At 66.0% G+C, this 14618-nt stretch carries 10 protein-coding genes; 4 read left to right on the top strand and 6 right to left on the bottom strand.

The window, feature by feature from the left end; all coding sequences use genetic code 11:
• Positions 1-49 precede the first annotated feature (49 nt).
• From ACSYG9_RS14035 to ACSYG9_RS14020, 4 genes are all read right to left on the bottom strand, one after another.
• Positions 50-1855 carry an ABC transporter ATP-binding protein gene (locus ACSYG9_RS14035; RefSeq protein ID WP_454838763.1) on the bottom strand — a complete coding sequence of 602 codons (1806 nt, stop codon included), beginning with the start codon at positions 1853-1855 and terminating at the stop codon, positions 50-52.
• A complete protein-coding gene (locus tag ACSYG9_RS14030; protein ID WP_454838762.1) occupies positions 1852-3612 on the bottom strand; it encodes an ABC transporter ATP-binding protein in 1761 nt (586 codons plus the stop codon). The genes ACSYG9_RS14035 and ACSYG9_RS14030 overlap by 4 nt, the downstream gene beginning before the upstream one ends.
• Positions 3613-4090: 478 nt before the next feature.
• The gene (locus ACSYG9_RS14025; RefSeq protein WP_440123149.1) at positions 4091-6217 is read right to left on the bottom strand and encodes a S9 family peptidase; all 2127 of its coding nucleotides are present in this window, start codon (positions 6215-6217) and stop codon (positions 4091-4093) included.
• 5 nt (positions 6218-6222) lie between these two features.
• The gene (locus tag ACSYG9_RS14020) at positions 6223-7107 is read right to left on the bottom strand and encodes a phosphoribosylaminoimidazolesuccinocarboxamide synthase (protein WP_169688262.1); all 885 of its coding nucleotides are present in this window, start codon (positions 7105-7107) and stop codon (positions 6223-6225) included.
• A 131-nt stretch (positions 7108-7238) separates the two neighbouring features.
• Between ACSYG9_RS14020 and ACSYG9_RS14015 the strand changes: the two genes are divergently transcribed.
• Complete coding sequence (locus tag ACSYG9_RS14015) at positions 7239-8675, top strand: MFS transporter (protein WP_440123148.1); 1437 nt, start codon at positions 7239-7241, stop codon at positions 8673-8675.
• Between the two features lie 108 nt (positions 8676-8783).
• A complete protein-coding gene (locus ACSYG9_RS14010; protein WP_440123147.1) occupies positions 8784-9437 on the top strand; it encodes a hypothetical protein in 654 nt (217 codons plus the stop codon).
• A 94-nt stretch (positions 9438-9531) separates the two neighbouring features.
• On the opposite strand, the gene ACSYG9_RS14005 is transcribed toward ACSYG9_RS14010, so the two are convergent.
• The gene (locus tag ACSYG9_RS14005; protein WP_454838760.1) at positions 9532-10569 is read right to left on the bottom strand and encodes an ABC transporter substrate-binding protein; all 1038 of its coding nucleotides are present in this window, start codon (positions 10567-10569) and stop codon (positions 9532-9534) included.
• Positions 10570-10817: 248 nt separating this feature from the next.
• On the opposite strand from ACSYG9_RS14005, the gene ACSYG9_RS14000 reads away from it, so the two are divergent.
• Together ACSYG9_RS14000 and ACSYG9_RS13995 are read left to right on the top strand one after the other, a co-directional pair.
• A complete protein-coding gene (locus ACSYG9_RS14000; protein WP_454838759.1) occupies positions 10818-11960 on the top strand; it encodes an isochorismate synthase in 1143 nt (380 codons plus the stop codon).
• Positions 11957-12727: an SDR family oxidoreductase gene (locus tag ACSYG9_RS13995; protein ID WP_440123144.1), complete on the top strand. Its 771-nt coding sequence runs from the start codon at positions 11957-11959 to the stop codon at positions 12725-12727. Before ACSYG9_RS14000 ends, ACSYG9_RS13995 begins: the two co-directional genes overlap by 4 nt.
• Positions 12728-12745: 18 nt before the next feature.
• On the opposite strand, the gene ACSYG9_RS13990 is transcribed toward ACSYG9_RS13995, so the two are convergent.
• Entirely contained in the window at positions 12746-14572 is a 1827-nt protein-coding gene (locus ACSYG9_RS13990) for an ABC transporter ATP-binding protein (RefSeq protein WP_454838758.1), read from the bottom strand.
• Between the last annotated feature and the right edge of the window lie 46 nt (positions 14573-14618).

Genomic DNA, 14618 nt, shown 5'->3' with positions numbered 1-14618 from the left:
GCAGCGGGAAAGTGCTCGCCGGCCCGCTTTTCCATATTCGCGTTCACGGTCACTGCCGATGCATGCTCCATGCATCCCACAGTTCGCAGTAGCGGCCGCCACGTGCGATCAACTGCTCATGGCTGCCCGATTCCACAACTGTCCCATTGTCCACCAGGAGAATTCGGTCCGCATCCCGCGTCTGCCCCAGTCGATGCGCAACGACGAGTGCGCTGCGCCCGGCGAGTGCTGCACGGGCGGCACGCTCGAGCAGCGAGGCACCGGCGCTCCCGGCATCCGCGGTGGCCTCGTCGAGAATCACCATCGGCGGGTCGGCAAGCACCAGCCGAGCCAATGCGAGCTGCTGGGCCTGCATGGGTGTGAGCTGATGGCCGGCGTCCCCTACGACCGTGTCGAGTCCGTCGGGAAGCAGTTCGAACCAGTCGCCGGCGAGCACGGTCCGCAACGCCGCCTCCATGGCAGCGTCGTCGGCGTTCGGGTTCGCCAGAGCCAGATCATCGCGCAACGATCCGGCGAAGACATGCACTTCCTGTGTGACCAGCGTGATCCGCTGCGCGCGCTCGGACTCCGGTACATCCAGGATGTCGACGCCACCGAACCGGATGGCGCCGGAGTCGGGCGTCCGGACCCCGGCGAGCAGTGCCGCCAGTGTCGACTTCCCGGCTCCCGAAGGCCCAACGACCGCAACGGTTTCGCCGGGTGCGACATCGAGATCGATACCGCGGATGATCTCTCGTCCGGGTGTGTAGCCGAACGTCACGTTCCGCACTGCGAGCGCACCGCGCGACGGAAGCCGAGGCGTACGGGATTCGGCAGCCCGGTCGTCACCGTCCTGTCCCTCGCTCTCCTTCGCCGTACGGACCTCGATCACACCGACGATCCGTGCGAGCGATGCGAGTGCCGACTGCAACTCGTCGATGACGAGGAGAAGGTCGTCGATCGGGGCGAACAGCCTGAGGAAGAGCAGCATTGCCGTCGTCGTGGCTCCCACGGTCAGTGCATCGGACCCCACCAGGAGAAATCCGGCCACGAGAAGGCCTGCCATCACAATGAACTGGCCGGTGTTGAGCCGGCCGTAGAACCGGTTCTGCACGATGCGGGCACGCATCGACCAGCGGACGACTTCCCACGAGTGGGATCCGATGCGATCTGCCAGCCTGGGCGACAGGTCGTACGCGTGAACCGTGCGCAGTCCGCGCACCCCGCCCAGCACCTGTTGTGCTCGAAGCCCCATCGCGGCCCGTTCGGCCGCGTAGATCGCCGGCGCCTGGCTCAGATACCAGCGGACCGCGAGCACGTAGATCGGGAGGGCCACCACGAGCACCGCGAGGAACCGCCAGTCCAGGGCGGTCAGCCCCACTGCGGTGAGCAGCACCGTGAACAACGATGTCGACAGTGCAGGCATCACCGTGCTGATCGCTCGGGACACCTCTTCGACATCATCCGTGGCTCGCGATACGAGATCACCGCTGCCTGCCGCCTCGACACGTTCGAGCGGCAACGAGAGACTAGTCGTGAACATTCGCTCGCGCAGTCTCGCCAGAATTGTCTCGAAAAGCCTGGACGACAGGATGACTCCGAGCGCGGTGAATCCGGCGAACGCAAGCGCCGCGCCGATCATGGCGGCACCGAGCAGCCAGATCCGCCCTGTCCCGCCTCCGTCGATGACGGCATCGACCATGCGGCCGAGTGCCCACGGCGGAACGAGACCGAGCGCAGCTCCGACGACCATGGTCGCCACGACTGCGACCAGGCGGAGGTGCTGCCCCTGCAGCGCGCGACGAACCTCGTGCCACACCGCTCGCGCCTCGGCGATCGGGAATCTCGCTGATTCGGAAATCGACTGGGTGGTCATCGTGAAGGCTCCATCAGCGTCGAATCGATATCGCTTCCCACCATCTCGGCGGGGGTGTGCGGTTCGGCTGCCTCGTCTGCGGCAGCGTCGATACGCCACACGCTCGATGCTGCCGCCAACAACGCCGGCGACGAGGTGAACACGACAGTGGTCTTTCCGGCCCGTGCAACCGCGATACGCTCGGCGACGGTCGCTTCCGTCACCGAGTCGACGGCAGTCGTCGGGTCGAGCAGGACGAGGATGTCCGGGTTCGCTGCGAGGGCCCGTGCCAGCGACACACGCTGACGCTGCCCACCCGACAGCAGTCGTCCGGCCTCTCCGACATCGGTAGTCAGGCCGTCGGGAAGCGCCGCCACCACATCGTCGCAGGCCGCTGCAAATACGGCGCGGGCCACGGCGTCGTCGGTGACATCGTCCGTTGCGGCGATGTTCTCGCCGATCGTTCCCTCGAAGAGATCGCTTTCGTGCGGGGCGACCAGCAGGGTCCTTGCGCGAGAGTCATGGGGCAGGTCGCGGACGTCCACTCCGCCGACGGTAATCACCCCGGCGTCCGGATTCACCAGTCCGGTAAGTACGTCGGCGAACGCGGAGGTGGTGGCCGCATCCGTGTCGACGGCGATGAACTCCCCTTCGGAGATACGGCGATCGATCTCGGTCGCGGTACCGCACGTCACGCCGTCGAATCGCAGTTCGAAGCCGTGCGGAGCACGCGCGGCAGCAGTGTCTTCGTTCGAGTACGGCGCCTGCAGCACCATCAGTACGCGTTCCGCCGAGGCCAATGCCTGAGCCCAGATGGCACCGAAGTTCGCTGCGAACGCCTGGAGGGGGCCCATCACGAACTGGGTCACTGCCACCACGGTGATGAGTTGGCCGATGGTGAGCTCACCGCCGACCGCCATCACTCCGGCAGCGATCGCGACTCCGGCGATGAACAGTCCGGTGACGATCTCCATCGACCCCAGGTAGCCCCCGCGCGCGACGTTCGCCTTGAGGGTGCCCTGCAGCGCGCGTTCGCTGGCATCCAGGTATCGGCGTCCTGCCTCGTGTTCCGCGCCAAGGCCCTTGACGATCCTGAAGCCGCCCACGAGATCCGCGGCGGTGCCGGCAGCTTCCCCTGCCACCTGCTGTTCCTGCATGCTCCGTCTGCGCAACGGCGAACCTGCACGGTCCATGACCCACAGCATCAGCGGCGCTGCCACCAGGATTGCGAGTCCGAGCGGCCACGAGATGAAGAGCAGAATCAATGCCGAGAAGACCACAGCAGCGAATTCACCGAGAGGATAGATGACGATCGCGACGGCCATGGCGAGCTGCCGTGCGTCGGATGTCGCAATGCTCAACAGCATTCCGGGCTGGCGCCGGGGGCCGCCCATACCTCGTGCGTCGAGGATCCGGTCGGTGATCCTCGTGCGCACCTGGTGCTGGATCGATTGCATGCCGAGAAATCCGACGCGGGATCCGAACCGGAAGGTGAACGACACGAGCGCGAAGTCGACGGCGAGCACGGCAACCCACAGCACCAGCTGACCCGCGTCGTTCGGGCTGATCGCACGGTCGATGGCCACACCCATGATGACCGGAACGAGAGCTCCGCACAGCTGATGGACGATCAGCAGGAGGCCACCGGGGACCGTGTACCGCTTCGCAGCGAACATCGTTCGCAGCGTCAGCTCCCGCGGAGTCGTGGATTCCGTGACCTCTATGTGTTCGGTGCGCAGCGGTGACGCAGGCGCTTCGAAGAAGACTGGTAGTCGCATGTACTCGGCTCTCCTGGCCCATGACGGAGCCATCGAGTCGCGGCGGCTCCGAGCGGTCGGTATGTCAGTCAGCGTCGGTCGATACGTCGAGCCTGCGCAGCGCACAGCGCTGCGGGTGGCCTGACCCCAGTCTTCGTGCGCGCGCAGAAGCGGGTTCGTCGTGGGTGGAGTGCGGATACACGGGCGTCTCTGTGCACGAATATTTCACCGGCACAACATGAACCGGGACTCACGTGCAGAACCTGGACACGCCCTGTAGACACAACCCTCCCCTCGACCGGTATCAGTAATGGGAGCCTAACCTACCTAAGGTCGATCGGTACAGAGGTAGGTCCGGCGCGGCACGTCGAGCGGCCGGAGAACGGACGATGCCCTCCGGGTGCGCGCCTTGGAGGGCGTACATCCGGAGGGCATCGTGGGTGCCTAGTCGGTGTTCTACCGAAACGGTGTCACCTGCAGCTCGGTCGCAGGAACCTCCTCACGCGCGAAGGGCGCCGGAGGTATCGAGCACCCATGCGAACTCGAATGCGACCTCACGCCACTTCTCGTACCGGCCCGACACACCACCGTGGCCGGCGCTCATCTCGGTCTTGAGCAGCAACGGCGACTCGCCCGTCTTCGTCGCGCGCAGCTTCGCGACCCACTTGGCGGGTTCGACGTACAGCACGCGGGTGTCGTTGATGCTCGTGATCGCGAGGATCGCCGGGTAATCCTTCGCTTCGACGTTCTCATACGGGCTGTACGAGCGCATGTACTCGTACACCTCAGGATTCGCGAGAGGGTTGCCCCACTCGTCCCATTCGATCACCGTCAGCGGCAGTGACGGATCGAGGATCGAGGTCAGCGGATCGACGAAGGGCACATTCGCGAGGATGCCCTCGAAGAGCTCGGGTGCGATGTTTGCGACCGCACCCATCAGCAATCCGCCCGCACTGCCGCCGTCCGCGACGAGCCGATCGGGGCTCGTGACACCCGTGTCGACGAGATGTCGCGCGCACGCGACGAAATCGGTGAAGGTGTTCTTCTTGGTGAGCGACTTACCGTGCTCGTACCAGTGCCTGCCCATCTCGCCGCCGCCGCGCACATGCGCGACCGCGAAGACCATGCCGCGGTCGAGCAGCGACAGTCGCGCGACCGAGAACCCCGGGTCGATGCTGGCCTCGTACGAGCCGTACCCGTACAGCAGGGCCGGAGCGTTCGCGGGTGTGCCCTTCTTCGCGACGATCGAGATCGGGATCTTCGTTCCGTCGTCGGCCGTCGCCCACTCACGTCGCTGTTCGTAGCGCGACGGATCGAAGTCGCCGAGCACGGGCTGCGACTTGCGTAGCAACAACTCCCCTGTGCCCACGGCGTACTCGTAGACACGGGTCGGAGTGATGAACGAGGTGAATCCGAGTCGGAGCAACGGCTGCTTCCACTCGGGGTTTCCGCCCGGACCGACGGCGAACAGTTCTTCGTCGAATTCGAGTTCGTGGAGGTCGCCGTATCCGTCGGCGTTGAGCGGCCATACCGCGAGCCGGGTGAGCGCTTCGCGGCGGTAACTCAGCACGATGTGTCCTTCGAACGCCTCGACATCTTCGAGCCGCACGTCCTTGCGGTGCTCGATCAGCGTGCGCAGCGCCGAGGGGTCGTCGACGGGGGCTTCCGCGAGGACGAAGTTCTCCGCCTTCTCGCCGGTGCGGGGGTCGACGTCGTTGTGCAGCACCAGGAACCGATCCTGGCCTCCGACGACGGCATGCTCGGCGCCGTACTCGACACCTTCACGTCGCGGCAGCAGTACGCGGAACTGACCTGTGGGATTGTCGGATTCGAGAACCCAGCCCTCGGTGGTGATCTTCGATCCCACCCAGATCATGAGGTACTTCTCGCTGCGCGTGGCGCCGATCGACACCCAGTACCGCTCGTCGGGCTCGTGGAAGACTTTCACATCATCGTCGACGGCGGTTCCGAGCCGATGCCGCCACACGGTGTCGGGGCGCCAGGACTCGTCGACCGTCTGATAGAAGATGTGACTGTGGTCGAGTGCCCACGTGGCGCCGGGCGCGGTGCCGGGGATCTCGTCGGGGAGGAGTTCGCCGGTGGTGAGGTCCTTGAATTTGAGCGTGTACCGCTCGTCGCCCACCACATCGGTCGAGTACGCGAGCAGCGTGCCGTCATGGCTGAGCGAGAACGCGCCGACCGAGAAGAAGTCGTGCCCCTCGGACTCCACGTTGCCGTCGAGCAGCACCTGTTCGCCGGGCAGTTCGGTGCCCGCTGCGACCTCCGGCGGCGTCCAGTCGTCCGGGTCGGTGATGGGGCACCGGCACTGGATTCCGTACTGCTTGCCCTCGACCGTGCGGGCGTAGTACCACCACTCACCCATGCGGGTGGGGACCGACATGTCGGTCTCCTGTGTCCGCGACTTGATCTCCTCGAAGATCGACTCCCGCACCGGTGCCAGATGCGCGGTCTGCGCCGAGGTGTACGCGTTCTCGGCTTCGAGGTACGCGATCACCTCGGGGTTGTCCTTGTCGCGCAGCCACTCGTAGTCGTCGACGAACGTGTGACCGTGATGGGTGCGCTCTTGTGGAACTTTCGCGGCAACGGGCGGGGTCGGGGAGGTCATCGTGGTCAGCCGATCCAATCGTCGAAGGACAGTCCGGAAATGCGTTCGTAGGCCTCGATGTAGCGCGCACGGGTCTTGTCGACGATGTGCTGCGGCAGTGCGGGGGGCGGCGTGTCCGATGCGCGATCCCATCCGGATTCGTCACTGGTGAGCCAGTTACGGACGATCTGCTTGTCGAAGCTCGGCTGAACTTTGCCCACCTCGTACTCGGCCAGATCCCAGTACCGGGACGAATCGGGGGTGAGCACCTCGTCGGCCAGCACGAGATTGCCTGCTTTGTCGAGACCGAACTCGAACTTGGTGTCGGCGAGCATGATGCCGCGCTCGTAGGCATAGATCGAGGCGCGGTCGTAGATGTCCAGGGTGTCCTGGCGCAGCTGCATCGCCAGGTTCAGTCCGATCTTCTCTGCGACCTGTTCGAAGCTGACGTTCTCGTCGTGATCGCCGAGGTCGGCCTTCGTCGCGGGCGTGAAGATCGGTTCGGGAAGCCTGGATGCCTCGACCAGCCCCTCAGGTAGTTCGACGCCGCATACCGATCCGGTGGCGTTGTAGTCGGCGAGACCGGACCCGGTGAGGTATCCGCGGGCCACGCACTCCACCGGCACCATCTCGAGACGCTTGACGATCAGCGCGCGTCCGAGAACCTCGGCGGGAATCCGCTCGTCGTCGGGCTCGCCTGCGAGGTGATTGTTCGCGTCGAGAAGGTCGAAGAAGAACACGCTCATCGCGGTGAGGACGCGCCCCTTGTCGGGGATCGAGGTCTCCAGGATGTGGTCGTAGGCCGAGATCCGGTCGCTGGCTACGAGCAGCAGGTGCTCGTCGTCGACGATGTAGAGGTCGCGGACCTTGCCGCCTGCCAGGTGTGAGTAGGACTCGAGTGAAGGACGCACGATGACACCCTAGTGGTCGACACCGACTCGTACCGCACGCCGTGGCGTATGTCCCATCGACCACAATTGCGAGAAGAGGCCACGAAGATCGCTCCCCCGGACGACGACGCGGCAGAACAAAGGAAGGTGTGATGGCCGTGTCGGACCGTGTGGACGTCGGCTTCCGGTCGGAGCGAGGGCCGATCCTGATCGCTCTGATGCTCGCCACCGCGCTGGTGGCACTCGAAAGCACGATCCTGGCAACCGCGGTACCCACGATCGTCGACGACCTGGGCGGATTCACCCAGTTCCCGTGGCTGTTCTCGAGTTATCTGCTCGCTCAGGCCGTCCTCGTACCCGTGTACGGGAAGCTGTCCGATATCTTCGGGCGCACGCCGGTCCTGTTGTTCGGTATCGGTGTGTTCGCTGCAGGTTCGGTGCTGTGCGCGGTGGCGTGGAGCATGCCTGCGCTGATCGCCTTCCGTGCCTTGCAGGGGATCGGGGCGGGCGCGGTGCTACCGATGGCGCAGACCATCGCGGGTGACATCTATACGGTGGCGGAGCGCGCAAAGGCCCAGGGTTACCTGGCCAGCGTGTGGGGAATGTCGTCGATCGTCGGCCCCACGGTCGGTGGGGTGTTCTCCGATTTTCTGTCGTGGCGGTGGATCTTCTGGGTGAACGTGCCGCTGTGTGCGGTCGCGGCGTGGGTGCTCGTGCGCAGTTTCCACGAGTCGAAACCCGATGGACCGCGACGCTCCGTGGACTGGGCAGGCGCCACCACGCTGGCCGTCGGAGCGGCGCTGGTGATCCTCGGGCTACTCGAGGGCGGGCAGTCGTGGGCATGGGCGTCGACGACGAGCATTGCGATCTTCACGGCCGGTGCGGTCCTGCTCGTGTCGTTCGTCGTGATCGAGACGCGGGTGCCCGAGCCGATCCTGCCGGTGTGGGTGCTGACCCGCCGGGTTCTGATCACCACCAGCGCGGTGTCGTGCCTGGTCGGCGCAGTGGTGTTGGGCCTGACGTCGTACGTGCCGTCGTTCGTACAGGGTTCGCTGGGCACCACCGCTCTGGTCGCCGGGTTCACACTTGCCGCGATGACGCTCGGCTGGCCGATAGCAGCCGCGCAGTCGGGACGCCTGTACCTGCGTCTCGGATTCCGCACCACAGGCCTCATCGGTGCGGTCCCGCTCCTTACCGGTACCACCCTCCTGACACAGACGGGTCCGGATTCGGCACCGTGGCAGGTCGCGGGCTGCTGTGTCGTCATCGGCCTGGGCATGGGTCTGATCGCGAGTCCATCACTCATCGCCGCCCAGTCCAGCGTGAAATGGAATGAGCGCGGCGTCGTCACCGGCGCGAACGCCTTCGCCCGTTCGATCGGCAGTGCTGTGGGCGTTGCCGTGTTCGGCGCTCTCGCGAACGCCGCGCTGGCTCGCTCCGGCGCGATCGAGGGCTCCGCACCCGGCGCAGAGCAGCTCGCCGCGTCCGTCTCTCCCGTGTTCACGGCCGTTCTGGTGTGCGCGCTCGCGCTCGCCGTCTGTGTAGCGTCGATTCCGAACCGTCCCGGCAGAGAAACCCAGCGCACCTGAATTCGGTCAGGTTCACCTGATGCGGCGGGGCATGACGAATCAGGATGAGCCGCTCCCTCTTCATCGAAATTCGGGTAGGTACCGGCCGAGACGAAAACCGAACTGGCCATGCGTAAGTGGTCGCGGCACGATGCAGAGTCCGACCACAGGTCCACTCCGGCGATCGGATATCGGCGGCGTGGCCTGCCCGAGACCGGGTACGGCAACACCACCGACCGTGATCGCGCTGACGACGAGTCCGATGTCGAATCGCACCATCACCAGGGACTTGCCCACACTCACCGACCGGGTGCGCGACCGTTCTGGAACCGCGTGTTCCGTTCTGCCTCGCAATCAGGCACCATCTCTGCGGTGAGGACCAGACGCGGCGACAACAGATCCATCGACGACATCACGTACATCCCGCTCGGCTCGTCCGGCCACGCGTCGAGCCAGCTCCGGCATGCGACGGCGATGCAGGAGACGACGGACTACGAATCATTGCGCGCAGCGATGGACGCGGAGTACTACTGGCGCGGGGTGACGGAGACGTTCATGATCGCGGACGACTCGTTCACCTCGGTATCACGGGAGACCCGCGATCGCCTCGACATCTCCGCCGCCGTCATGGCGCGTGCCTCCCACTGGGTCAGCACGATCGAGCTGGCAACCGAAGGAGCGCACCTGTACGGGGCCCTCGTGGCCTACACACAGGGCGTCGGCGACAGCTACTCTGCGATCGAGTCTTGGGCACGCACCACGAAGAACGCTCTGCGCCCCTGAGGCATGACCGGCTCGTTCAGGCACGAAAACGGCCCCCGGGGGCCGGGGGCCGTTCAGGCGTGCGTTGCCGCGGGGCCACACCCGCAACGAAGTACTACTGCTGCGACTGGTTGGCGGGCAGCTTCTCGAGTGCCGCATCGATGGAATCGAGTGCGAGGAGAGCGGTTTGGTAGGTCGCCGCGTTGGCGTGCTCGACGGCGACGAGGTTACCCGCCTTCACTGCGGGCAGTTCCTTCCACAGCGGTGAATCGAACAGTTCCTGCAAGGCCGGAGTGACTGATCCGTCCGCTTCGATGCCGTAGACGATCACGTCCGCGTCACCGAGGTTCTCCGGCAGCTGCTCGAACGAGAGGTACTCGCCGTGAGTGATTGCGGGGTCGGCCGGCGTGCCGGGGAAGTCGAAGCCGAGGTCGTCGAACAGGTTCGTGGTGTAGGACGACTTGTATTCGCGCATGTATTCGCCGGGGTTCGTGCCACATTCACTGCACACACCCGCGAACTTCAGGCTGCCGAGAGTACCGGCGTATTTCTCGGCGAGTTCCGCAGCGCGCGCGTCGTACTCGTCCTTGAACTCACCGTACGAATCGCTCACGTTGGCTGCATCGGCGAACTGTTCGCCGAGTTCACGCCATTCACCCGGAATACTGGGGCCGAGGAACACCACCGGCGCAAGCGTTTCCAGTGTGGCCATGTCGAGCTGCTCTTGGACCATCGCCGGAACACCCATGATGATGAGGTCGGGCTCGGCCATGGTGACGGCCTCGTAGTTCAGGTCGGCGACCGACATGTCGGGAGCGACCTTCGGCAGCTCCTCGTATGCGGCGAGGGTTTCCTCGTCCATGTTCTCGGTCTCACGTGTCCACTCGCACACAGCAGCAAGGTTGGCGTTCGACTGGATCAGAGGGAGCACCGCGTAGCCACAGGCGACGATGCGCTGCGGGTCGGCCGGGATCTCGATGGAACCGTTCTGCGCCTCGAATGTCCGCGTCTCCGAGGATGCCGAGGTGCCGGCACCCCCATCTGCAGTGTCGCTGTCACCGTCGCTCGAGCATCCGACCAGTCCGACAGCCAACAAGGCCGCCGCGCCGAGCACTACGGCGGCGCGCCCCCGGCTCCGTTCCAGAACCCGCATCGTGTGTCTCCCACATGTCACTACGCCGCGGCACGTCGCCCCGGTCACAATTGGTTAGGCTAACCGACATCGACGACGAGGCCAAGCGCCCGGTTCACCCTGTTTCGACCGAAATTTCGGCCACCTCGGATCCAGGCTGCCGCACGACACGACCCGTAGCGCTAGCAAAGGTAAGGCTATCCGTATATCTTCGTCACCGGTCGCGCGCAGCCGCCGCGGCCGACCAGCCGCAACCGAAAGGTGTGAGCATGCAGGCACCGGTCGCCGCCGCTACCGCAACCGACCGGGCAGCACGGACCGCACCACCCCCATTCGTGCTGTCCCGCCCTCACGGCACCGTGCTCGCCCACGGTGTTCACGACCGCTTCGATTCCGCCCTCGACGCCGCATCCGCACTGCGCGCCGGCCGGATCCGCGCGGTGGCCGGCGCCCTGCCCTTCGCCCCCGACCACCCCGCAGCGCTGACCGTCCCCGAGGCCCTCGACCACATCGCCACCCCCTACACGACGGAAACTCCTGCGCTACCGACTATTCGGCTCACCGGTGTCACCCCCGACGAGGATGAACACGTCGACCGCGTGACCACGGCGCTGGGACTGCTCCGCGCCGACGACCACGCGCTGGAGAAAGTCGTTCTCGCCCGCGCTCTCACGCTCGAGTCCGAGAGCCGCCTCGCTCCCGAAATGCTTCTTGCCGCTCTGATTTCCCGCGACACCGTCGGCAACGGATTCGCCGTCGATCTCAGCGCGGCCGGTACGCAGTGGTCCGGGTGTCACCTGGTAGGTGCAAGCCCCGAGGTACTCGTCCGGCGCCGGGGCGACCTCGTCACGGCCCACCCGCTCGCCGGCTCTGCGCCCCGCAGTTCGGACCCCGACGTCGACCGCGCCACCGGCGAGACGCTTCGGGCCTCCGCGAAGAATCTGCGCGAGCACGCCCACGTCATCGATTCACTGCGGGCCTCACTCGAGCCGCTGTGCTCGGAGCTCGACATTCCGGATAGCCCGTCCCTCACGAACACTCGGCAGTTGTGGCATCTCGGCACGCCCGTATCCGGTCGGCTGCGCGACCGTTCCCTCAACGCGCTCGACCTTGCGCTCGCCGTCCATCCGACGCCCGCGATCTGCGGCACCCCGACCGGCCTGGCACGCGAGGTGATCCAGGAACTCGAAGGCGACCGGGGATTCTACGCCGGCGCACTCGGCTGGTGCGACGAGAACGGCGACGGCGAATGGATGGTCACCATCCGGTGCGCCGTCCTCCACCCCGACCGCACGACACTGACCGCTCACGCAGGCGGAGGCATCGTCGCCGACTCCGATCCGTCCGACGAATTAGCCGAGACCACAGTGAAATTCGGAACAGTGCTCGATGCCTTCGGAGTTCGCCGATGACCCGGCCGGTCACTCTCGTCGTCGGCGCGGCCCAGGGCATCGGGCGGGCGACCGCCCTGACGCTCGCGGCCTCGGGGCATCGCCTCGTCCTCGCCGATCGCGATCTCGACGGAGTGCGCGAGACAGCAGCGATGCTGGACGATCCTGCGCCCTCGTATCAACTCGATATCCGCGACCGCGACGCCGTGGACACTGTGATCGCCCACATCGAGGGCACCCACGGCCCGATCGAGGGCCTCGCCCACGTCGCAGGCGTGTTCTCCGTCGCCTCGGTCCTCGATTGCGACCCGGACGAATGGCAACGCATCCACGACATCAACGTCACCGGGCTCCTCTCCGTGCTGCGAGCCGTCGGGCGGGCGATGCGCGACCGCAAGTCCGGATCGATCGTCGTGGTCGGTTCGAATTCCGCGGGCGTGCCCCGCATGGGCATGGGGGCGTACGGGTCCTCGAAGGCAGCCGCGACGATGCTCGTGCGAATTCTCGGCCTCGAGCTCGCGCAGTACGGGATTCGCGCCAACGTCGTCGCGCCCGGTTCCACCGACACGGCGATGCAACGCACGCTGTGGGCCGACCCCGACGACGACACCGGAGCGCAGGGCGCCATCGCGGGTGATCTCGCGCAGTTCAAGGTCGGTATCCCACTGGGACGCATCGCAGAACCCGTGGATATCGCCGAGTCGATAGAGTTCCTGCTCTCACCGCGTGCCCGGCACATCACCATGCAGACCCTGTACGTCGACGGTGGTGCCACCCTCAGAGCGTGATCCGTTCCGACGTGCGGCTCACACTGCGACGGGTTGCTCGACGCGGGCCTCCAGCGCAGCATACCGACCGCCGAGCGCGACAAGCGCGTCGTGAGATCCCTGTTCGGCGATCCTGCCGTGGTCCAGGACGACGATCTCGTCCGCGTCGCGAACCGTCGAGAGCCGGTGCGCGATGGTGATGGTGGTGCGTCCGTGTCGCGCGGTGTCGATCGCCTGCTGCACCAGACGCTCGGTTTCGTTGTCGAGCGCGCTGGTCGCTTCGTCGAGCACGAGAATCCGCGGATCGCGGAGCAACGTGCGGGCAATGGCGAGGCGCTGCTTCTCGCCTCCCGAGAAACGGTGGCCGCGGGCCCCGACGACGGTGTCGTACCCGTCGGGCAGCGACACGATCAGATCGTGGATGCGCGCGGCGCGGGCAGCGTCCTCGATCTCCGCGTCGCTGGCGTCTTCCTTCGCGTAGCGCAGATTCTCACGCACGGTGGCGTGCAGCAGGTAGGTCTCCTGCGAGACCACACCGACGAGGTCTGCGACGTCGGCCAGCGCCATGTCGCGCAGGTCCACACCGTCGATGGTCACCCGCCCGGATTCCGGGTCGTAGAGCCGCGCGACGAGCGATCCCAGCGTGGTCTTACCCGAGCCGGTCTCGCCGACCAGCGCAACCTGCGAGCCCGCAGGTACGTCGAGGGAGATGCCGTCGAGGGCGAGGCGGTGCGCGCCGTCGTACCGGAAGTCGACGTTCTCGAACCGGACCGATCCCGTTGGCCGATCGAGACGGACCGGTTTCTCCGGGTCGTCGATCTCGACAGCCAGGTCCAGGTATTCGAAGATGCGGCTGAACAGAGCAAGCGAGCTGACGATGGATATTCCGACGTCGAGCAGGCTCATCAGTGGCCGGAACAGAGCTGCCTGCAGGCCGGTGAACGCAACGAGGGTACCGATGGTCATGCCACCGGACGTCGCGGGCAACCCGGCCACGAGGTACAGCACCGCGGGGAGCGCCGAGAACACGATGTTCATGGTGGCCATGCGCCAACGACCGGAGAGCTGCGCGTGCAGTTCGAGGTCGGCGAGTTCATCGGAGGTCCGGGCGAACTTCTCGGACAGCGCAGGACCGGTGCCGAGCGTCTTGACCAGGAGCACACCGCTGACGGACAGGCCCTCTTCGATCTGGGTCTGCATGTCGGCCATGCGTCGCTGCTGACGAGTGGTGATCGCGCGTCGCATCATCGCGACGCGGCGGGTGAGCCAGATGGCCGGCGGCAGCACGATCAGCGACAGCAACGCCAGCCGCCAGCTGAGGATCGTCATGGCGACGGCGGTGCCGACCACGGTGGTGATGTTGGACGCGATGGATGTCGCGGTGGAGGTCACCACCGACTGCATTCCGCCGATGTCGTTGGTCAGCCGCGACTGGATCTCGCCGCCGCGGGTGCGGGTGAAGAAGCTCAGTGACTGCCGCTGCAGGTGGGAGAACACGTGGGTGCGCAGATCGTGCATGATCCGCTGTCCGACGGTCGTGGAGATCCACGTCTGGGCGACGCCGAGCAGCGAGCCGACCACGGTGACGGCGAGCATGCCGCCCACCGTCCACAGCAGCAAGCTCACGTTCTGGTGCGGGATCGCGTCGTCGATGACCGCGCGGACAAGGAAGGGATTCGCGAGCGCGATGACCGACGACGCGACGATGAGCGCGACGACGACGGTGATCTGCCAGCGGTAGGGGGCGAACAGGGCGCCGATGCGCCGGAGACTGACGGGTGATTCCTTCAGCTGTTCGATATCTTTCGGGTCGACCTTGGCTCCACGGCCTCTGCCGCCGCCCTGGCCCGGTGGGGGCTGCATCATGCACACCACCTCGATTCATGATTCGTTCGTACTTAGTGAGGTTGCC

It is taken from the genome of Rhodococcus sp. SJ-2 (assembly GCF_053750035.1).
The sequence above is the reverse complement of the archived record's forward strand: the minus strand, read 5'-3'. Positions and strand labels throughout refer to the sequence as shown.

Excerpts from the sequence above, each read along its gene's own strand:
- ACSYG9_RS14035 (WP_454838763.1), bottom strand. The coding sequence starts at position 1,855 with ATGACCACCCAGTCGATTTCCGAATCAGCGAGATTCCCGATCGCCGAG.
- ACSYG9_RS14030 (WP_454838762.1), bottom strand. The coding sequence starts at position 3,612 with ATGCGACTACCAGTCTTCTTCGAAGCGCCTGCGTCACCGCTGCGCACC.
- ACSYG9_RS14025 (WP_440123149.1), bottom strand. The coding sequence starts at position 6,217 with ATGACCTCCCCGACCCCGCCCGTTGCCGCGAAAGTTCCACAAGAGCGC.
- ACSYG9_RS14015 (WP_440123148.1), top strand. The coding sequence starts at position 7,239 with ATGGCCGTGTCGGACCGTGTGGACGTCGGCTTCCGGTCGGAGCGAGGG.
- ACSYG9_RS14010 (WP_440123147.1), top strand. The coding sequence starts at position 8,784 with ATGCGTAAGTGGTCGCGGCACGATGCAGAGTCCGACCACAGGTCCACT.
- ACSYG9_RS14005 (WP_454838760.1), bottom strand. The coding sequence starts at position 10,569 with ATGCGGGTTCTGGAACGGAGCCGGGGGCGCGCCGCCGTAGTGCTCGGC.
- ACSYG9_RS14000 (WP_454838759.1), top strand. The coding sequence starts at position 10,818 with ATGCAGGCACCGGTCGCCGCCGCTACCGCAACCGACCGGGCAGCACGG.
- ACSYG9_RS13995 (WP_440123144.1), top strand. The coding sequence starts at position 11,957 with ATGACCCGGCCGGTCACTCTCGTCGTCGGCGCGGCCCAGGGCATCGGG.
- ACSYG9_RS13990 (WP_454838758.1), bottom strand. The coding sequence starts at position 14,572 with ATGATGCAGCCCCCACCGGGCCAGGGCGGCGGCAGAGGCCGTGGAGCC.